Genomic DNA, 21,327 nt, shown 5'->3' with positions numbered 1-21,327 from the left:
GAATGACACAATGAAAAAACTCTTCTTTTTAATAGCGGCAAGCTTCTTTTTAACTTCAGTAGATGCGCAGATAACCGAGCGTGAACGTCCTGCCGAATGGCAGCATTTAGTAAAAGGCGCACGTTTTATGGACCGTTTCCTTCCTATGCCGGACGGCATTCAGATTAAGGGGATTTGGGGTACAGACAGTGTACTGAATCGTTATGTGGATAATGGAATAGAACTTCCCGGAGTTTCTTTTTGGGGAGGAAATATATTGCAGGATACGGATGGTAAATACCATTTGTTTGTGTGTGGCTGGCCCGAGGATTCTCCGAAAGGGCACATGTTTTGGTCGAATTCTACTGTTTTTCATGCAGTAAGTGATCGGTTGGAAGGACCTTTTAAAATTCAAAATTCTGTGGGAAAAGGACATAATCCGGAAGCGTTCCGGTTAAAGGATGGCCGTGTCGTGGTCTATGTGATTGACGGTTACTATATAGCAGATGGGGTGGACAGCAAGGTGTGGACGTATGGTAAATTCAGTTTTGATTCTCGTGACCGAAAAATCATAGAGGGGCTTTCCAATTTGACTTTTGCCCGCCGTCAGGATGATTCTTACTTGATGGTATGTCGGGGTGGAGGTGTCTGGATTAGCAAAGACGGACTTTCACCTTATATGCAGTTGACTGACAAACGAGTTTATCCGGATGTGGAAGGCAGATTCGAAGATCCCGTGGTATGGCGGGATGAGTTGCAATACCACTTGATCGTGAATGACTGGTTGGGCAGAATTGCTTTCTATCAGCGTTCCAAGGACGGAGTGCATTGGGTGACAGAACAAGGGGAAGCATACGTGCCGGGTGTATCATTCCATAAGGATGGAGCGGTGGAACATTGGTTTAAATATGAGCGCCCTAAAGTTTTTCAGGATGAGAAGGGGCGTGCTGTCCAAATGAATTTTGCCGTGATTGATACCATTAAATGGAACGATCTGCCTAACGATAAACATAGTTCTAAAAATATAAGTATTCCTCTGAATAAAGGAATGCTATTGTCTGTTTTGAATGAAGAAGAGATCACTCCGTCTACTCGTACCATTGAGGTAAAGATTGCTGCCGAATCAGGTTTTAATCCGCAGACAGATGTGGATGTAAAGTCGTTGCGATTCGGTTCATTTACCGAAGTGAATTTTGGACGTGGTTGCAAGCCTGTGAAGACCAAGGTTTCGGGCAAAGATTTGATTGTGGTCTTTAAAGCGAAGGGCAGTGGCATCACTTCGGATGAATTTGCTCCTAAAATGATAGGTAAAGATAAAAAAGGGAATATGTTGTATGGTTATGCCCGTTTGCCATACGTGAATTATCGGCCGGCTCTGCTCTCCGCCCGTCGCCCTCTGTTTGATAAAGACAAAGGTGGGTTGAAGGTAGAGATACAGAACTTTGGTTTGTCTGCATCGGAACCGACGGAAGTTGAGGTGATATGCAACGGTTCCAGCCAAAGAAGGATTGCTTTGAAAACATTGCAACCTTATGAGATTGAGTGTCTGATGTTTGATTCGGATATGTTACTATCAGATGATAACGCATCGTATGAAGTGGTATTCTTTCAGGAAGGAAAAGAGGTGGAACGGAATAAATTCTAGAAGATAAGATCATTGTTGATGAGAAAATGGTTAATAGGCTTTTATTTTTGAGTGGAAAATGCTTATCAAACGTATTTAAAAAGAAAAGCATAAAAATGAAAAAGTTATTAGCCTTTTGTCTTATGGTGTGTTGTGCGGTTGCACAGGCTCAGTTGGTGACTTATCCCGAAGGATTGAAAACAGGTATGCCTCATAATGATGATTATACAGTCCGTGTCCGTGTTCCGGGGGGTGAATGGAAAGACCTGTTTGAATATAATGTGCAGGTGGATATGGATAGGGTACAAGATGCTTCGATGGTACAGTTTGATATGGGCAGTCCTGTGGAGGTAATGGTAAAAAAGAATAATGGAACGATTCATGAGGTAGATATTCGTCCGCAGGTAAATGATATACGCTATGTACAATATAAGAATGTGATTACATTTATGCTTGATAAACCCCGATATCTTTCTGTGGAGTTTAATGGGGATAGGTTGCATAACCTTCATGTGTTTGCCAATCCGATGGAAACGGAGACTTACTCGAAAGAAGAGAAAGGAGTGATGTATTTTGGGCCGGGAGTGCATCGACCTAAAGATTTGCCAAACAATCAGATAAGGATACCAAGTAATACGACGGTTTATTTGGCTCCGGGAGCAGTTGTGAAAGCAAAACTATGGGTGGATAAAGCCGAAAATGTACGTATTGTGGGTAGAGGTATCTTGGATCATCCTATTCGTGGCATTGAAATAACAGATTCTAAAAATGTAGTGGTGGATGGCATAACGGTGATCAATCCGGATCATTACACGGTATTCGGAGGAGGTGCTGTAGGGGTGACAATCAGAAATTTGAAATCTTTTAGTTGCAAAGGTTGGAGTGATGGCATTGACATGATGTGCTGTCACGATGTATTGATAGACAATGTGTTTATGCGTAATAGTGATGACTGCATTGCTTTATATAATCATCGTTGGAACTGGTGGGGCGGTTCGGATAATATCACTGTACAGAATTCCATTCTTTGGGCGGATATTGCTCATCCTATCAATGTAGGTGGTCATGGTGATCCGGAATCCTTGACAGGTGAGACCATTGAAAATTTGATTTTTCGGAATATTGATATTTTGGAACATGATGAAGATGATGTGCCTTATCAGGGATGTATGGCTATAGATGCCGGTGATAGAAACAGGGTGAAGAATATTTTATTTGAGGATATTCGGGTGGAAAGTATTCAAGAAGGAAAATTGTTCCATATCAACATTCGTTTCAATCCTAAATATGACAAACAGCCCGGACAGAGCATTGATGGAGTAACTTTCCGTAATATTATTTATAACGGAGTAGGCGAGAATCCTTCGTTGATAAAAGGGCTGGATAAAGAAAGGATGGTGCGGAATATTACGTTTGAAAATGTGGTGGTTAATGGAGAGAAAATAAAGGATTTAAAGGGGTTTATCACGAATGAATATATCGAAGGAATAAAGATAAAGTAGAAAAAAACTGTTTTATAGTTGGATCTATTTATGAAAAGAGAGAAAAGCATTGAGTGTTTTTCTCTCTTTTATCGTATTATGTAGCAAGTTTGAATGTCAATTGAGGAACTAATTAGAAAAAGACAATGAAGAAGAAAATTTTAGTTGTTGCCGGGTTATTGGCTATGTCGGGTGCTTTGACGGCCCAGTCTGTTTATCCCGGCCAACATGCCGGAAAGTTGAAGAGAGAAACCGTGGCTCCGATGAAAGTCAAGAGTTTTGATTTGAAAGATGTTCGTTTGCTTCCAAGCCGTTTTCGTGAAAATATGATGCGTGACTCTGTATGGATGGCTTCTATAGAGGTGGACAGGCTGTTACATAGTTTCCGTACCAATGCTGGCGTGTTTGCAGGTCGTGAAGGTGGTTATATGACAGTAAAGAAGTTAGGTGGATGGGAGTCCTTGGACTGTGAATTGCGTGGACACACCACAGGGCACTTGCTTTCTGCCTACGGCTTGATGTATGCGGCAACCGGCAGTGAACAGTTCAAACAAAAAGGGGATAGTCTGGTGAATGGCCTGGCGGAGGTACAAACCGCATTGGGTAACGGCTATCTGAGTGCTTATCCTGAAGAATTGATCAATCGTAACATCCGTGGCACCAGTGTATGGGCACCGTGGTACACGCTTCATAAACTTTTCTCTGGATTGATAGACCAGTATCTTTACAGTGACAATCAGAAAGCTTTGGAGGTTGTTGTTCGTATGGCCGACTGGGCATATCATAAACTCAAACCTTTGGATGAGACTACACGTCAAAAAATGATACGGAATGAATTTGGTGGAGTGAATGAGTCCTTTTATAATTTGTATGCGATAACCGGGGACGAACGTCATCGGTGGCTGGCTCAATTCTTTTACCATAATGAAGTGATTGATCCGTTAAAGGAACTACGTGATGATTTGGGTACTAAACATACCAATACATTCATTCCGAAAGTGATAGCCGAAGCTCGCAATTATGAATTGACAGAGGATGAGAACAGCAGAAAGTTATCCGATTTCTTTTGGCATACTATGATAGACCATCATACATTTGCCCCTGGATGCAGTAGTGACAAGGAACATTATTTTGACCCGGCCCGGTTCTCCAAGCATGTGTCAGGTTATACTGGGGAAACGTGTTGTACCTATAATATGTTGAAACTGTCCCGTCATTTGTTCTGCTGGACAGCCGATGCTGCCATTGCGGATTATTATGAACGGGCCCTTTACAACCATATTTTGGGACAGCAAGATCCTCAGACCGGTATGGTAACATATTTCCTGCCCTTGCTTTCAGGCTCGCATAAGGTGTATAGTACGAAAGAAAATTCTTTCTGGTGTTGTGTGGGAAGCGGTTTTGAGAACCATGCTAAATATGGAGAAGCTATTTATTATCACAATGACAAAGGCATTTATGTGAATCTTTTTATCCCCTCGGTGGTTAATTGGCGCGAGAAAGGATTGACTCTCCGGCAGGAAACGGATTTTCCGGCAGAGGAGACCACTGTTCTGACCATAAGAGCCCAAAATCCTGTAGAGACTACGGTTTATCTTCGTTATCCTTCATGGAGCAAGGGAGTGAAAGTGTTTGTGAATGGCAAAAAGATAGCGGTGAAACAGAAGCCAGGTTCATATATTGCCATTACTCGTCTATGGAAAGACGGTGACCGTATTACGGCTGATTATCCTATGTGTCTCCGTGTGGAAACGACCCCGGATAATCCTCAAAAAGGAGCGTTGGTTTATGGTCCGGTAGTGTTGGCCGGTAAGCGGGGAACAGAAGGAATGCAGGCACCTGCGCCCGATTCCAATCCTGCTTTGTACAATGATTATTATACGTATGATTATCATATCCCTGCAGGACTTCGCACTACGTTAAAACTCGATGTCAAGCATCCTGAACGCAGTGTACAGCGTGTCGGTACGGAATTAAAGTTTACGACTTCGCAAGGAGATGTGATAGAACCGTTGTACAATATTCATCGGCAGCGTTATGTGGTATATTGGGATTTGGAGAAAGAATAAATTTCATTATTAGATGAGTAAATGAATCCTTTGATTCGTATTTATATATGGTTTGACTAATCAAATGATATAGGAATATGAATAGAGGATTCGTTTTTATTTTGATATTGGCTGTTGGCTTGGTTGTGACTTCTTGTTTACGGCAAGGTAAACAGAATGTAACTTATGATTTTACCCCTTTGGATTCCATAATCAGTACCTGGATGGATAAGGGATACTATCCGGGGGGAGCAATATGTGTGATAAAGAATGATTCAGTGTTGTTTGAAAAGACGTATGGCTCTTTCACCGGAGATACAAAAGTGTATGTCGCTTCTGCCGGCAAGTGGGTGGCTGCTGCCGTAATTGGTGCGGTAGTGGACCGGACGGATTTGAGTTGGGATGATCCTGTAGAGAAGTGGTTACCGCAGTTCAGGGGCGATGCGAAAGGCGATATCCTTTTGCGTCAATTACTCTCTCATACTTCCGGTGTACGTCCTTACCTGCCTGCTCCCCGGGTGGACAATTACAATCATTTGGATTCGGCTGTCACAGAGATATTGCCTTTGGATACTGTTTTTGCACCGGGAATTCGATTTGAATATGGAGGATTGGCCATGCAAATAGCCGGACGTATGGCCGAAGTAGCTATGGGGGAAGAGTTTGAATTTTTATTTCAGAAATTAATTGCCGTTCCTTTGGAAATGACTGGCTCTCATTTTACTCCGGTTAATACTGACGGGGGACATGCTCCTATGTTGGGAGGTGGATTGTGTACCACGCTGAATGATTATATCCGTTTCTTGAAAATGATTTATCATAACGGACGTTTCGGGAACAAAGAGATATTGAAACCGGAAACAGTTCAAACTATGCAGGCAGATCAGGTACGGAATGCTGTTGTTGCTCCTGGTGAGTATGTTGAGAAAGCGTTAGGACAGCACCACACTGGTATCTATGGATTAGGTGAATGGCGTGAACTGGTTGATGAGACTACAGGAGAAGCTTATCAGATTAGTTCTCCCGGATGGGCTGGTGCTTACCCGTGGATAAATAAACGTGATAGCGTGTATGGTTTCTTTATAGCTCACGTACAGGGAGGAGCTAATAAAAAAGACGGCTTCTCTTCTTTTTATGGCAGTCCTGTCCTGTCTGAAACGGTAACCAAGATAGTAAATCAATAAATGAGTATGAAAAATATTTTAGTAACCTTTATTTTATGGATAGGGTGTATGTCGGCTGTTCAGGCGCAGCAACACCCTTGTGTATATGTTTCTCCGGCGGATAGAGCGTCTGTTCTGCAAAAAGTGAAAAATGAGCCTTGGGCTGGGGAAGCCTTTGCAGCTATCCGCTCCAAAGTGGAAAAATATGTGGATCGTCATCAGACTGATCCCGAATGGATAACTTCCCGGCTGGCCATGTATTGGAAAGATGGAGAGCGCTATACCCAATGTTATTTGAAAAAACAGAATTGGGACTATGGAGAGGGGAATGCTCCTGTTCCCACTGTAAGAATGCCGGGAATGCGTACTTGGAATAAGTATGTCAATGTTCCGCTGGAGGACCGCACTCCTTATAATGAAACAGGTGATATGTGGGGAATTAATAAATTAAATCCTTCGGAGCCTTCGGTCAAAGTGCCTTATAAGGAAAGCGGGCACATGATACGGGGGAATAATGTCGAGATCTTGACATTAGCAGAAAATGCCGCTTTTGTTTATTGGGTGACAGGAGAAGAGAAGTTTGCCCGTTTTGCCACAGATATATTTAATGTGTGGTTGGTAGGGACGTATTATATGAATCCTATTTTGGACCCTGAAAAGTCGTGTGGCAGTGTCGGTGGTTGGGAACCGGGAGGTATTTGCGGCTATTATGATTACGAACAGATACATGATGATTTGGTAATGCATGCGGCAATGGCGTATGATTTTGCTTTCGATTATTTGATACGGCATCCTCATGCTCATCTGAAAGCAATTGGGAAAGATACAAAAACGGTAGCTGCCGAAGTCTTTAAGCGTTTTATCAATATAGGGCTGGTACGCGGTGGCAAATCGGGTAACTGGAATGTGAACGGGTGGAATATAATGCTGCGTCCTATGTTGGTGCTCGATCATAATGAGGCTTATGCTGACGGTAAAGGAAAAGAGTATTATTTGAATCTGCTGGTGAACGAATCTACTCCCTATCATGATGCCATTCCCGATATATTGAAAACTTACGATCGGGTGACAGGGCTGTGGCCGGAATCTCCCGGTTATTCATTCGGTACAGTGCAGTCATTGCTTGATTGGGCGGCTCCCTTGAAACGTGCCGGGATAGATATCATAGCCGGTAACCCCATTTTGCAGAAAGCTGCAATGGCTGTATTTCCTTGGATGGACGATGCAGCCAATATGGTGGTGTTCGGTGATTCACGTGGGGGAAGTGCTAATTTCCAGACGTTTGAAAATCTGCTGACTTATTATACCGGAACAGATAATAAGGAGGGGGTGGAAAAAGTGGCAAGTGCCTTGAACAAAGGGATTTCTCAAAAGAAATACTCCAGAAATAATGCCGGTTGGACAGGGCTTTGTACCTATACAGCTACCATCCCGTCTGTACGTGCAGAGAGTAATGAGCGTGCGTCTTATTCTCCCCATCATCGTTTTATTACAATGAAGAACTGGGAGGGAGATTATAAAATGATGTTCACTCTGTATGGTGGTAAAAAAGGATACCATCTCACTCCGAACGGGTTGGCTTTACAATTCTATGCGTATGGTTATGCGTTGGCTCCGGATGCAGCGGCTTATGAGTCCTATTGGAGCAAAGATCATGGATACCATCAGTCTCCTACAGGTTCTAATACGGTTTTACCCGGATATACGGAAGGAGATATCACGATTCATGCTATGGAACCTATGGTGAAGGAGGGAGAATTCGTAAATGAAAGGGAATTAACTCCTTACCTCAACTTTGCCGATGTGTCTGCCGGTGAGAAAAGAAGAATGGTCGCTATGGTCCGTACCTCGGGGAATAGTGGTTATTATGTGGATATTTTCCGGTCGGACAGGGCGGATAATGATTATTTGTTCCATCATGTAGGTACTTCGATGGAAATCACTGATTCGGAAGGGAGCAAGCTTCCCGGTGAGGCTTTGGAGAAGTTTGACAAGACGTGGCATGAAGGATATCATTGGTTTTCCAATCTGCATAAATCCGATTATAACCAGAATTTCATCGCTTCATGGAGTATGCCCGAAGATATAACGGCGCGTTTATGGATGACAGGAGGTGAGGGACGTGAAATTTATCAGGTGGATGCTCCCCCGACTACAATGAATAAAGGGTTGACTCCCGGCGATATTTGTATGCCTCCTATGCCGACTCCTGCTTTGATTGTCCGTCAGGAAGGTAATAATGCTCATACTCATCCTTTTGTTTCTGTTTATGAAGCGTATAAAAAGAGTGGTCCGAATGTGCTCGGTGTAGAAGCCTTGCAGGGAGATGATGGCTGTACCGGGGTGAAGGTGAATACGGCGGACGGATATGCGGATTATCTGTTCAGTGCGACGGACATGCAGGCTCATCATCCTTCCAAACGTGTTTCATTCTGTGGCGGGTTAGGATTGATAAGAGAAAAAGAAGGTCAGATTCAACTGATGTATCTTGGCTGTGGCCGTTCACTAAAGAAAGGTAACTTTGTTTTAGAATCGGATCATGACGTATATGCTGCAATCTATATGCAGCATGGTGTTTGGTACTATTCAGCAACCGGTCCTGTACGGGTGAAAATAGGAAAAGAAACCAAAGAACTGAATGAAGGTTACAATCAAAAATTATAATTTTTTTGTGCATCCTTATTCACCGCAGGGACTAATGCTGAAGGTCTCTGCGGTGAATTGTTTTATCCTATAGATTTTATTTTTCTTTTCGTTGAGTGAGTTTTCCGATTCATCCGTACTACTAATTAAAAAGTAATCATTATGAAAAAAATAATACTCATAGCATATGCGTTGACCTGTACGGCTTCGCTTTATGCAGGTCATTCTAAAGAATTGAAATTGACGTCCCCGGAGGGAGTTCATGAAGTCATGTTCAGGCAGGAGAAAATTTCTTCTTCGGTAAATGAAATAGTATATCAGGTGAAGTATAGAGGCAGAGAGGTTATCGGAAGCTCCCGTGCCGGTCTTCAGCTGGATAACCGTACTTGGGAACTGGCGCTTGCCCGTAAAATAAATCAGGTAAAATGTTGGATGGATAATTTGGAGGTGGATAGTGTGATCTATCAGCCTGCTGTCAACAAGTCTTGGCATCCTCTGTATGGAGAACGCAGTACGGTTCGTGAGGCGTATAATGAGGCAACCATGTATCTTTCCAAAAAAGATGGTTCCAATTATCGTTTGAATATTGAAGTGCGCGCGTACGATGAAGGCATCGCTTTCCGTTATTTTTTTCCTGAACATCCACAGGCCATTTTTCATAAAGTGGTGGGGGATCTGACTGAATATACATTTTCCCCCGGTGCGATGGCGTGGGCAGAGCAATGGGCGCAAGCGCCTTTTGAGCACCTTGCCATTAACGATATTAAACAGCCGGTGGAACGGGCTTTGACTGTGGAACTTTCCAACGGGCTGTGGGTGGCTTTGACTGATGCCGATGTAGATGACTGGTGTCTTACTAAATTGGTAGCTTCTCCGACTAAACAGAATACACTGACTTCGGTCATGTACAGTCCTGTGGATATTGTCACTTATTACGCCACCCCATGGAAAGTTATCATGGCAGCCGATAAACCGGGAGAATTGCTGGAACACAATGATATCATCCAGAATCTGAATCCTCCTTGTGAGATAACCGATACGGACTGGATCAGGCCCGGAAAGATTATGCGTGAAACGACTATTACCACCGAAGGGGCCATAGCCACAATTGATTTCTGTGCCGCCCATCATATTCCTTATATGTTGTTCGACTGGCAATGGTATATGCCTTGTACTTCTCATGACGGAGATGCCACAAAGGTGGTTTCCAAACTGGACATGCTGCGTGTCATTGCATACGGTAAAGAAAAAGGGGTAGGTGTATGGGTGTATGTCAATCAGCATGCCCTGATGAAACAGATGCATGAGCTTTTTCCATTGCTGCATAAGTGGGGAGTTGTAGGTGTGAAATCCGGTTTCGTACAGTATGCCAGTCATCGTTGGGCTACTTGGCTGCATGATATGGTTCGTCTGGCTGCCGAAAACAAATTGTTGATTAATATTCATGATGAGTTCCGTCCATCCGGTTTCAGCCGTACTTATCCTAACTTGCTCACTCAGGAAGGGATACGGGGGAATGAGGAATTTCCCGACGCTACGCATAATACGATTCTGCCTTTTACCCGTATGATTAATGGAGCGGCGGATTATACCATCTGTTATTTCGACAAACGTCTGAAGAACACCCATGCTCATCAGTTGGCGGCTTCATTGATTTTTTACAGTCCTTTACAAACTATCTTCTGGTATGACCGCCCCTCATTCTATCAAGGGGAGCCCGAAATAGAATGGTTCGAGAATCTGCAAACCGTATTTGATGATACAAAAGTATTGGAAGGTGCTCCGGGTAAGCATATAACTATGGCGCGTCGCAAGGGTAATGAGTGGTTTGTAGGAGCTTTGACTAATAATGAAGGTTCTGCTCAATCGGTAAATCTTTCATTTTTAGATAAGGGAAAGACCTATCTGGCCCGTATTTATACGGATGGGGGAGATAAGATAAAGACCCGTACTCAGGTGAAATGTACCCGTCTGTTGGTGGATTCCTCTCAAATCATGCAGTTTGCATTGAAGCCAGGAGGCGGTGCGGCCATGCAACTCGTGCCAGTGACGGATCAGGAAATAAAAGAATATAAAAAGTATAAAGGACAAGTATTATAAAAATAACCACTTTCGTTGAGTGTATTGGTTTTCTTGTCCGTATTATAGACAGATTAGGTTAACAAATGAAGGTTAGGTGATTTTTTAAGTTTAAAGGGGTATGTTTTTTAAGGTAAGAATGATTGTTTCAGGGCATTTTTATAATAGGTAAGAATGAAAAAAATAGTGATTATAGTGGCTTTAGTATGCGGTGCATGGCAACAGGCAGATGCTCAGTATGTATCGAAGGTATGGGTGTCCGATCAGAAGGACGGTACGTATATTAATCCGATTATTCATGCGGATTACTCTGACCCGGATGTTTGTGCCGTAGGTGATGATTTTTATATGACCGCTTCCAGTTTTGGCTGCACCCCGGGATTGCCCATTCTTCATTCAAAGGATTTGGTGAACTGGCGTTTGGCAAACTATGCCTTGAAGGAGATAGAGCCGACCATTTTCTTTAACGCTCCTCAACATGGAAAAGGGGTATGGGCTCCTTCTATCCGTTACCACAACGGTGAGTTTTTTATCTATTGGGGAGATCCCGACTGGGGTATTTTCATGGTAAAGACCAAAGATCCGCTGGGTGAATGGGAAAAACCGGTCTTGGTAAAGGCTGGGAAAGGAATGATAGATCCTACTCCGTTGTGGGATGAGGATGGAAAAGTGTATTTGGTACATGCGTGGGCGGGCAGTCGCGCCGCATTCAATAGTGTGATTACGGTTTGTGAGATGAATGCGGAAGGTACAAAAGTTATTAGTGAACCTGTATTGGTTTTTGATGGCAATGATGGTGTAAATCATACTATAGAGGGACCTAAGTTTTATAAACGCAACGGATATTATTACATCCTGGCACCAGCCGGAGGGGTGGTGACGGGTTGGCAATTGGCACTTCGCTCTCGCAATGTGTATGGCCCATACGAGTCAAAAATTGTTATGGCCCAAGGAGATACGGACATAAATGGCCCTCATCAGGGGGGATGGGTGGAAACCTGTACAGGCGAGTCTTGGTTTATCAATTTTCAAGATAAAGCCATGTATGGCAGAGTCTTGCACTTGAATCCTGTGAAGTGGGAAAATGATTGGCCCGTAATTGGAGAGGACAAGGACGGTGATGGATGCGGCGAACCTGTAAAACGCTATAAAAAACCGGATGTAGGCAGGATTTATCCTATAGAGACACCGATTGAGAGTGATGAATTCAACACAAGGCAATTGGGCTTGCAATGGGAATGGCATGCCAATTATCAGGATACGTTTGGCTTTACCTCTGATTTGGGTTACATTCGTATATATGGACATATTTTGTCCAAGGATTTTGTAAATTTTTGGGAGGTGCCGAATCTCTTGTTACAAAAATTCCCTGCCGAAGAATTTACGGCGACTGCCAAACTGAAAGTTTCTGCGAAAGCGGACGGACAGCAGTCCGGACTGATAGTGATGGGGTGGGATTATGGCTATCTGGGTGTAGTAAAAGAAGGTGATAAGTTTATATTGAATCAAGTGGTCTGCAAGGATGCGGAGCAACGGTCTCCTGAAACAGTGACCCATCTTGCGGAATTACCTGTAAGCCGCCGGTTCGGAGCCGGGCTCTATCCCAATTATGAGCGTGATATTTATTTGCAGGTGAAAGTAACTGGGGGAGGTATCTGTTATTTCAGCTACAGTCTGGACGGCAGGAAATATACATTGGCCGGTGTGCCTTTTACTGCTCGTCAAGGTAAGTGGATAGGAGCGAAAGTAGGATTATTCAGCACAGCTCCTTATGGCAAGGAAAGAGGTTGGGTAGATGCCGATTGGTTTCGTATCGATAAGTAAAAAAAGAAAGGATAATTATGAATACAAAAAATCTATTAGTAGGTATAGGGTTATGTCTACTTTCAGCCTGTACTGAAGTAGACAACAAACTGGAGGTGAACAGGGCTTTGGAATATTGTGATCGCCAGGTACATCGTACTTTGGAGGTTATGCATGGAAAAGGGCGGGAGGTAGATTACACTATGATGCCTCGTAACATAATGGATGGCCAGTATGACTGGAACTATCGTAAAGTGAGTAAGGAAGAATGGTGCGGAGGTTTTTGGCCGGGCATCTTGTGGTATGATTATGAATATACACAAGATCCGAAAATAAAGGAAGAGGCCGAAAAGTTTACTGCTTCTTTGAAATTTCTCTCGGAGATTCCTGCATACGATCATGATTTGGGTTTTTTGGTTTTTTGTAGCTATGGTAATGGTTATCGTCTGACCGGTAATCCGGAATATAAGCAAGTTATAATCAATACGGCTGATTCGTTATCAGCATTGTTCAATCCCCGTGTAGGTACTATGCTTTCATGGCCTCGCAATGTGAAAATGTTTGGCGGTCATAATACCATCATGGACAATATGATCAATCTGGAAATGCTTTTCTGGGCAGCCAAGAATGGAGGTAATCCTTATTTGTTTGACATTGCCGTGGCTCATGCGGATAAGACGATGAAATATCATTTTCGTCCGGATTATACCTCTTATCATGTAGCAGTGTATGATACCCTGACAGGTGAATTTATCAAGGGAGTGACCCATCAAGGTTATTCGGATGACAGTATGTGGGCTCGTGGTCAGGCATGGGCTATCTATGGTTATACAGTCGTTTATCGGGAAACAAAAGATGTCCGTTACCTCGATTTTGTACAAAAGGTAACGGATGTATATCTGAAAAATCTGCCCGAAGACTATATTCCTTATTGGGATTTTAATGATCCGTCCATTCCTGATGCTCCCCGGGATGCTTCTGCTGCTTGTGTGGTAGCTTCTGCTTTATTAGAATTGTCCGGTTATCTGCCGGCTGAAAAAGCATTGGAATATAAACAGGCGGCTGTAAAAATGCTGACCAGCCTGAGTTCCGACAAATACCAGTGTGGTAAAAGTAAACCTGCTTTCCTGCTTCATTCCACAGGACACTTGCCTGCCGGATCAGAGATTGATGCATCCATCATTTATGCTGATTATTATTATATGGAGGCACTTCTCCGTTTGAAAAGGCTGACGGAAAATAAACCGGTCATTGACGAATAATAGATTGTTCAGGGAAGTATAAGTATATAGAGATCTGTAGTCTCCTTATAGGTGGATTATTTATGATAAGTATATCCCGTTTGCATCAGCAGGTGAAAACGGGATATACTGTTTTACAGCAGGTAACTAAAGCTTTTAGTTTACTTTAACTATGAAAATTAGTTTTATAACTAAAAGTTTTAGTTCTTTGTGATAATCAAAAGAAAGATTATGAAAATGTTGACAGCAAAGGAAGAAGAAATTATGGGTTATTTTTGGGAAAAAGGCCCGTTGTTTGTAAAACAGTTACTTGATTTTTATGATGAACCGCGTCCGCATTTCAATACTCTGTCTACCATTGTGAGAGGATTGGAGGAAAAGGGGTTTCTCAGTCATGAGGTATTTGGAAATACCTATCAGTATTATGCGGTGGTAAGCTGTGATGATTTTAAGAAGAAGACGTTGAAAGGAGTTATCAGTAAATATTTCAATAACTCTTATTTAGGAGCGGTTTCTTCACTGGTGAAGGAGGAGGAGATTTCTTTGGATGAATTGAAGCAGCTTATCCGGGATGTGGAAAAGGCGCATGAATAATCCGGATAAAGAGAATAATTAAAGATACATACTATGGGAGCATTTTTTGTATATATTGTAAAGTCGGCAGTTTGTCTGGCGGTATTTTATTTATTTTACCGCCTGTTGCTGAGCCGTGAAACATTCCATCGTTTTAACCGTATTGCTTTGTTGGGAATACTGATATTGTCCTGTGCCATTCCCTTTGTGGAAGTGACTATGAAAGAACCGATGGAAGTCAGTCAACAATTGCTGACTTGGGAAGAACTTCTGCTTATGGCTGATCTTAATCGGACTGCTACTATAGAAGCTGCTCCCGTATCTGCCATTACATGGCGTGAAGTGTTGCTGATGGTTTATTTGTTGGGTATTGTATTCTTCTTTTTACGTAATGTATGGTCGCTGACCCGTATGCTGAGGCTGATAAAGGGTAGCACCCTTGTCCGTCAGGAAAATGGCATCACGCTGATTACCCATCAGAAAAAAATCGCACCTTTCAGTTGGATGAAGTTTGTAGTGATCTCTGAGAAAGACCTGAAGGAAAACGGTGAGGAAATACTGACGCATGAATATGCCCATATACGGAAGAGACATTCCATAGATTTACTTATAGCGGATATCTGCATCTTTTTCCAATGGTTCAATCCTGCCTCCTGGTTATTGAAACAGGAACTACAGAACATACACGAGTTCGAAGCGGACGAAAGCGTGATTGCACAAGGTATTGATGCAAAGAAATATCAGTTGTTATTAATAAAAAAAGCTGTCGGCACAAGGCTCTACTCTATGGCCAACAGCTTCAATCACAGTTCACTTAAAAAACGTATTACTATGATGTTAAAAAAGAAATCCAATCCGTGGGCACGACTCAAGTACCTGTATGTACTTCCATTGGCAGCCATTGCCGTGGCAGCCTTTGCCCGCCCCGAAATCTCTAGTGAGTTAGATGAGATTTCAGCCGTCAAAGTTAATGATTTAACGGCAATTATGAAAACCGAAGAGGTTAAAAGTCCCGAAAAACATCCTGCAAAGGAAATAAAAGTGCAAGGGCAGGTATTAGAAAAAAGTACAAACGCTCCGGTTGTAGGTGCTAGTGTGATTATCAAAGGTACAACTTCAGGTACGATCACTGATTTAGATGGAAATTTTGTTATTTCAATGCCTGTTGGGGCTACTTTGAGTGTTTCATATATAAATATGAAAACAAAGGAATTGACTATTACAGAGAAACTTATTGGAAAAATTAAATCTTTAAAAGTGTATTTGGAGGGAGAAATCACAACTAAGACACAGGAAGTGGTTGTAGTAGGTTATGGAGGTGGTGAAGAAGCTTCTGATGAAGTTCCGGTTTTTCAGGTTGTTGAAGAGATGCCTGAGTTTCCGGGTGGTATGGGAGAATGTTTGAAATTCTTGGGGAAGAATATCAAATATCCAGTGGAGGCTCAGAAAGCTGGAGTACAGGGAAAGGTTATTGTACAATTTGTAGTTGAGAAAGATGGTAATATAGCCAATCCCAAAGTTGTCAGGAGCATTGATCCGGATTTGGACGGTGAGGCCATTCGAGTCATTTCCATTATGCCGAAATGGAAACCAGGTATGCAGAAAGGTCAGCCTGTGCGTGTGAAATATACGGTTCCCGTCACTTTCAGACTAGACGGTAAAGATATCAAATCAAATGAAGCACGTCATTTGGAGTTGAAGACAGACACTGTTTTTCAAGAAAATCCATTGCGGATAGGTAAGGAAACTTTTTCGTTGAAAGATTGGAAGGAGAAACCATTGCTTATAGTTGATGGGATAGAAAAGCCTTATAGTCAAATGGAAAAAATGAATGTTTCGGACATTGAATCTATTTCGGTGTTGAAGGATGCGGCAGGTACTGCCATTTATGGAGCCAAAGCCAAGAATGGCGTGATATTGATTACCACAAAGAAACAATAAGAATAAAGATATGAAAAAATTTGTAACACTGCTGCTATGTATGCTCCCCGTTTCGTTGTTTGCCCAGGTGAATGATGGGATTCGTCAGGCAATGGATAATTATGATTATGAGACAGTAGTTATGCTGATTGAACCCGATTGTCAGGATTCTTTGTTGCTGATTACCAAAGCTCAGGCGCTGAAAGCGATGAACCGTTATCCGGAAGCCATAGGGGTATTGAACTCTCTTATCTTGAAAGACAGCACAAACACAAAAGTTTTGATCGACCTTGCCGAGTGTTACAAATTGACGGGTAACTCCCGTCGGGCGGCCAACTGTTATCAGAAGGCAATGAATTTGCAACCGGAAAATAAATTTTTCCGGTTGCAGTTCATACGCTCTTTATTAGCTTCCGAAGATTATGAAGAAGCGCGTACGGCTTGTCATGGCTGGTTGGAACGCGATTCCTTGTCGGCCACCGGATACAAATATCTGGGACAGGCATACGAGGGATTGCAGGATGCCGCCAGTGCCTTCATCAGTTATAACATAGCCTATCGGCGTGATTCGTTGGATGCCCAGACAGTGGCACGCATTGCCGGTATTTTTAATAACAATCAGCAGTTTAAAGATGCTGTTGATGTGACGGAAGTTTATCGTTTGTCCGATACCACCAATATAGATGTGAACCGCCAGAATGCGAAGGCTTATTGTATGCTGAAAGAGTACGGAACGGCGGTAAAACGCTATGAGTCATTAAAAGAACTGGGTGATCGTAGTTTTCTCACTCTTTACTATTTAGGTGTATCCCATTATGGGGATAACTGGTTTTACGGTGCATACGATAATCTGAAAGAAGCTTATCAAAAAAATCCGATGGATGTGAATGTGCTCTATTATCTGGCAAAAGCTTCGGCACGCACTTCCTGGAAAAAGGAGGGTGTGGAATATATGGAAGAAGCCTTCCGCATAGCAGTTCCTTCTGATAGTATGATGGTACGTCTTTATGACGGGTTGGTAGAATGTTACGATTATGCGGGGGATACAAAGAAAGAGGTGGAAGCCTTGGAGAAGTTATATATTTATACAAAGAAAAACTCCATTCTTTATAAAATAGCCTGTCTCTATGATTGGAAAGAAGATGAGAAGAATGCCATTCGCTATTATAGGAAATACATGGCTACAGTTCCCGAAGATCAGCGTTATGCCTTGGACGAAGACGGGAACCCGGTGGAAGACCGCATAACACTTTACCAGCAGGCATGGAAACGTATCAAAAAAATAAAGGAGGAAGGTTTCTTTAGAGGTGATATTCCGACAAAGTCATTTCCTGTAGAGAAAAAAGATACGTTGGCACTTCGTCATGCAAAATAACGGAAGTCATTTATATAAAAGTAAGAATATATGAAGAAAATTTTAGCTTTGGCACTCTTTGCAGTGGCTCTAGTGTCATGCCGGCAAACTATGCAGACCGATGGCTTTAAACTATCCGGTCATTTGGAAGGGCTTCAGGTTGGAGATACTCTTTTTCTTAAAACTTTTTTATTACCCGATTGGAAAGAAGACGGAACAGATACCATATTGGTGGAAAAGGAGGGGATTTTCTCGGCTTTTATTCCTATGGAACATACTACTTTTTATTTATTGACGCATCAGCCTAAAGTGGGTGAACCGTTACGGAGTTGTATTCGCGGAGCTGAGATTATAGCTCGCGTAGGTGATGATATAAAACTGAAAGGGTCTTTGGATTACTTGGGTGCGGTTCGTCATTCGGGTGGTTTTTATGACAATTCGTTGGTGGCTAGGTATGATAGCCTGACTGCGTCTTCCAATACTGAAATGATTGATATCTTCAGTCAGATACTGAAATATCAGGATACAAAGCAAAATGATAGTGTGGCAAAATACGGGCAAATGTATAATGAATATCATCGTCCGCTAATGCTGAAGACTGTTCGTGATAGTCTGGCATTGAAAGTGAACGATATGGAATATGCCGCTTTTATGTATGCATCCGCTTTTGTTTTTGATGCTACTTATAAGGATGTAAAAGAGCGTTTGGCACAATTTACTCCAGAGGTTCAAAATTCATATTTTGGACAAATACTTGACAAGCAATTGCTTGTATTGAAGAATATTGAAGTAGGCTTTGCGCCAGCGGAGTTTACAGTGACAGATAAAGACGGCCGGAAAGTGTCTTTGTCTGATTATAAAGGCAAATATGTGTTGATTTATCATTGGGGATTATGTCCTGGTACTTTTTGGGTAAATCCTAAAATAACGGATCTCTATCAAAAATATCATGAAAAAGGTTTGGAGGTATTGGGATTTACCCGTGATGATTTGTTGAAATCGTTGCAGGGAAGTTCTGAAGAGTTTAAGAAAGATGAACGGGTACAGGGATTGCTAAGCCATCCGTGGACTACAGTTTACACAGAGGATGAGGGCAACGGCTTTATAGTGAAAGACCTTTATTTTTCAGGAGTTCCCATTCTTATGTTAATCTCTCCGGATGGTATTACTTTGGCCCGTGGATATACAAAGGCATACGAAGAAGTAAAGAATCTTTTGGATAGGAACTTGGGAAATAAGTAAGTATGTTTAAAAAAAAGATACAATGAAAAACTTTGGTATTTTACTGCTTGCTATGGTGAGTTGCTGCCTTTTGCAGGCAAAAGACAGGGTGGTTAAACAGCCGCCTTTCATCGCTCGTAGCTCTTCTACTATCGAGATAGACAGAGTGGTGGTTTCGGATACGGCAACCGTATTGGATGTAAAAGCCTTTTTCCGTCCTCATAATTGGATTCAGATAAGTAATGAAAGTTATTTGTTGGCTGATAATGGAGAGAAGTATCCGATTCGTTCCGGTAATGGAATTATCTTGGGCGAAAAATTTTGGATGCCCGATAGCGGTGAAGCTTCTTTTAGTCTTATTTTTCCGTTATTGCCCCCTACAGTGAAAGTGATTGATTTCATTGAGAGCGATTGTGAGGACTGTTTCAAGGTATGGGGAATCCATTTGGATGGTAAATTACCGGAATTGGATTTATCGGATGATGTGAAGAAACAGAAATTGAATTACGCTGAACCGTTGCCTAAGGCTGAATTGAAAGATGGCAAATCAGTGATAACCGGTCGTTTGTTAGACTATGAGAAGCACTATGCACTTCCGTTTTCTTGTAGGATTTGTGATTTGTTGACGGCAAAATTTGAGGATACTGAAATAAAGGTGAATGAAGACGGAACATTTCGGACAGAGATTGAACTTTGTGCTCCGACTACGGTCAGTTTTTCTGTGGGACGTGATATTTATTTTGACGTCTTTTTGGTTCCCGGTGGTGAATTGGATATGGCTGTCAACTTGCGTGAGTTGAGTCGTTCTGAAAGCAAATTGTTGAAAGGCAAGCGTGCTGGTGGAAAGAAAGTCTATTTTTCAGGTACCATGGCGGCTTTGAATGATGAAATGATAACCGATGATGAACATTTGATGGATGTATGGGGAATGGTTCATTGGAATATGAATGATTTATATAATATGACTGCCGGTCAGTATAAAGCTTATTGGTTGAAAAAATATGAAGAAACCAAATCCGCTATCTGTTCCGATAAGAAAAGAAGTCAGGCATACCGGGAGCTTTTATTGGCTCAGAATGATTTGCTTTGTACTTTGACATTGACCCGTGTAAGTTCTAATTTAGCCTATGCTTATGTGCAGTGCAGTGGATTACCGGCTCGTGAAGCTTATCAAAAGTTTAAACAACCGGAATTGAGTGATGATTTCTATGACTATATCCGGCAGTTGAATATACTGAACTCGCCTGTCATGCTTTATGCCAATGGTTATGCTGATTTGGTAAGGGGAATGGGCTATCTGAGGGTGAAGATGGATGATGAGTTGAGTGATATATTTGCGTTTATTCTCTCTTCCGATAAAGTTTCTGCTGAAGATGCTAAGATAATACGTGAGTTCAAGGCTGATACAGATACCGGAAAAACATCTGTCTATCAGGAAAAAATGGGCGAATTGCGAATAAAATACGATGAATTGTTTAAAGAATTCAGTTCTATGCAGCAAGACTATATTTTGAAAAAGATTATAGCCGGATATTTGGGCACAGACCAAGGACTTTTTTTCGACTTGCAGAAAATGATGAAATATGCTCAGAAAATCAGTGACTTCACTCCATTGACTGTACATGATTTTGAGGAGATACGGAAGATGAGTGACCCTTATTATCTCGGCAGACTGACAAAGATGAACAACCGTCTTTTGGAAACGATTGAAGCTAATAAGAAAAAGAAAGGTTATACCGTTAATGAATCCGGAGAAGTAAAAGATGAAGATTTATTTTATTCCATCATTTCTAAATTTAAGGGTAAGGTGGTTTTGGTCGATTTTTGGGCGACTTGGTGCGGTCCTTGCAAAATGGCTATGAAACAGATGAAACCGATGAAGAAAGATCTTGAAGGTAAAGATATTGTATATGTTTTTATTGCCGGAGAGAACTCGCCCAAAGAAACATGGGATAACATGATTCCGGATATTCATGGAGAGCATTACCGGGTAACGGCAGCTCAGTGGAATTACCTGAGCAGGCAGTTCAGCATACAGGGGGTTCCGACTTATATTATTGTCGATAAAGAAGGGGGTGTTATTCAAAAATACACCGGTTTCCCGGGAGTGGATACCGTAAAAAGAGAATTAATGAAAGCATTAGAGAAATAAAGACCGTGTTTGTCTTGCAAGAATAAAGTGGAAAAGGATCTGTAAG

13 protein-coding genes are annotated in these 21,327 nt (G+C 42.1%); all 13 read left to right on the top strand.

Going from position 1 to position 21,327, the window contains the following annotated elements:
* Positions 1-10 precede the first annotated feature (10 nt).
* The 13 genes from RE317_RS11990 to RE317_RS11930 all read left to right on the top strand — a co-directional run bounded on the left by RE317_RS11990 (position 11) and on the right by RE317_RS11930 (position 21,281).
* A complete protein-coding gene (locus RE317_RS11990) occupies positions 11-1,624 on the top strand; it encodes a glycoside hydrolase family protein (RefSeq protein WP_008670276.1) in 1,614 nt (537 codons plus the stop codon).
* A gap of 95 nt (positions 1,625-1,719) precedes the next feature.
* Positions 1,720-3,105 (top strand): glycosyl hydrolase family 28 protein, encoded by a 1,386-nt coding sequence (locus RE317_RS11985; RefSeq protein ID WP_008670275.1) that lies wholly within the window; start codon positions 1,720-1,722, stop codon positions 3,103-3,105.
* A 125-nt stretch (positions 3,106-3,230) separates the two neighbouring features.
* Positions 3,231-5,153, top strand: coding sequence for a glycoside hydrolase family 127 protein (locus RE317_RS11980; RefSeq protein ID WP_008670274.1), 1,923 nt, complete (start codon positions 3,231-3,233; stop codon positions 5,151-5,153).
* Between the two features lie 77 nt (positions 5,154-5,230).
* Entirely contained in the window at positions 5,231-6,316 is a 1,086-nt protein-coding gene (locus RE317_RS11975; RefSeq protein ID WP_008670273.1) for a serine hydrolase, read from the top strand.
* Positions 6,317-6,322: 6 nt separating this feature from the next.
* Complete coding sequence (locus RE317_RS11970; RefSeq protein ID WP_008670272.1) at positions 6,323-8,959, top strand: hypothetical protein; 2,637 nt, start codon at positions 6,323-6,325, stop codon at positions 8,957-8,959.
* Positions 8,960-9,100: 141 nt separating this feature from the next.
* Positions 9,101-11,038 (top strand): glycoside hydrolase family 97 protein, encoded by a 1,938-nt coding sequence (locus tag RE317_RS11965; RefSeq protein ID WP_008782278.1) that lies wholly within the window; start codon positions 9,101-9,103, stop codon positions 11,036-11,038.
* A gap of 153 nt (positions 11,039-11,191) precedes the next feature.
* Positions 11,192-12,841: a glycoside hydrolase 43 family protein gene (locus tag RE317_RS11960; RefSeq protein WP_005843066.1), complete on the top strand. Its 1,650-nt coding sequence runs from the start codon at positions 11,192-11,194 to the stop codon at positions 12,839-12,841.
* 17 nt (positions 12,842-12,858) lie between these two features.
* Positions 12,859-14,082: a glycoside hydrolase family 88 protein gene (locus RE317_RS11955; RefSeq protein WP_005851032.1), complete on the top strand. Its 1,224-nt coding sequence runs from the start codon at positions 12,859-12,861 to the stop codon at positions 14,080-14,082.
* Between the two features lie 210 nt (positions 14,083-14,292).
* On the top strand, positions 14,293-14,655 hold the full coding sequence (locus tag RE317_RS11950; protein ID WP_007831675.1) for a BlaI/MecI/CopY family transcriptional regulator: 363 nt from the start codon (positions 14,293-14,295) through the stop codon (positions 14,653-14,655).
* A gap of 33 nt (positions 14,656-14,688) precedes the next feature.
* Positions 14,689-16,575, top strand: a complete 1,887-nt coding sequence (locus RE317_RS11945; protein ID WP_008670267.1) for a M56 family metallopeptidase — start codon at positions 14,689-14,691, stop codon at positions 16,573-16,575.
* Positions 16,576-16,585: 10 nt separating this feature from the next.
* Complete coding sequence (locus RE317_RS11940; RefSeq protein ID WP_008670266.1) at positions 16,586-17,929, top strand: tetratricopeptide repeat protein; 1,344 nt, start codon at positions 16,586-16,588, stop codon at positions 17,927-17,929.
* Positions 17,930-17,959: 30 nt separating this feature from the next.
* Complete coding sequence (locus RE317_RS11935) at positions 17,960-19,150, top strand: peroxiredoxin (RefSeq protein ID WP_005851040.1); 1,191 nt, start codon at positions 17,960-17,962, stop codon at positions 19,148-19,150.
* Between the two features lie 22 nt (positions 19,151-19,172).
* Entirely contained in the window at positions 19,173-21,281 is a 2,109-nt protein-coding gene (locus RE317_RS11930) for a TlpA disulfide reductase family protein (RefSeq protein ID WP_008670263.1), read from the top strand.
* Positions 21,282-21,327 lie beyond the last annotated feature (46 nt).

Source organism: Phocaeicola sp. GP0067 (assembly GCF_031119655.1).
GTDB classification, from domain to species: Bacteria; Bacteroidota; Bacteroidia; order Bacteroidales; family Bacteroidaceae; genus Phocaeicola; species Phocaeicola vulgatus.
The sequence above is the reverse complement of the archived record's forward strand: the minus strand, read 5'-3'. Positions and strand labels throughout refer to the sequence as shown.

What these genes read in the sequence shown, in the direction of transcription:
- RE317_RS11980 (WP_008670274.1), top strand. Translation starts at nt 3,231, where the DNA reads ATGAAGAAGAAAATTTTAGTTGTTGCCGGGTTATTGGCTATGTCGGGT.
- RE317_RS11990 (WP_008670276.1), top strand. Translation starts at nt 11, where the DNA reads ATGAAAAAACTCTTCTTTTTAATAGCGGCAAGCTTCTTTTTAACTTCA.
- RE317_RS11955 (WP_005851032.1), top strand. Translation starts at nt 12,859, where the DNA reads ATGAATACAAAAAATCTATTAGTAGGTATAGGGTTATGTCTACTTTCA.
- RE317_RS11930 (WP_008670263.1), top strand. Translation starts at nt 19,173, where the DNA reads ATGAAAAACTTTGGTATTTTACTGCTTGCTATGGTGAGTTGCTGCCTT.
- RE317_RS11940 (WP_008670266.1), top strand. Translation starts at nt 16,586, where the DNA reads ATGAAAAAATTTGTAACACTGCTGCTATGTATGCTCCCCGTTTCGTTG.
- RE317_RS11945 (WP_008670267.1), top strand. Translation starts at nt 14,689, where the DNA reads ATGGGAGCATTTTTTGTATATATTGTAAAGTCGGCAGTTTGTCTGGCG.
- RE317_RS11960 (WP_005843066.1), top strand. Translation starts at nt 11,192, where the DNA reads ATGAAAAAAATAGTGATTATAGTGGCTTTAGTATGCGGTGCATGGCAA.
- RE317_RS11965 (WP_008782278.1), top strand. Translation starts at nt 9,101, where the DNA reads ATGAAAAAAATAATACTCATAGCATATGCGTTGACCTGTACGGCTTCG.
- RE317_RS11970 (WP_008670272.1), top strand. Translation starts at nt 6,323, where the DNA reads ATGAAAAATATTTTAGTAACCTTTATTTTATGGATAGGGTGTATGTCG.
- RE317_RS11985 (WP_008670275.1), top strand. Translation starts at nt 1,720, where the DNA reads ATGAAAAAGTTATTAGCCTTTTGTCTTATGGTGTGTTGTGCGGTTGCA.
- RE317_RS11975 (WP_008670273.1), top strand. Translation starts at nt 5,231, where the DNA reads ATGAATAGAGGATTCGTTTTTATTTTGATATTGGCTGTTGGCTTGGTT.
- RE317_RS11950 (WP_007831675.1), top strand. Translation starts at nt 14,293, where the DNA reads ATGAAAATGTTGACAGCAAAGGAAGAAGAAATTATGGGTTATTTTTGG.
- RE317_RS11935 (WP_005851040.1), top strand. Translation starts at nt 17,960, where the DNA reads ATGAAGAAAATTTTAGCTTTGGCACTCTTTGCAGTGGCTCTAGTGTCA.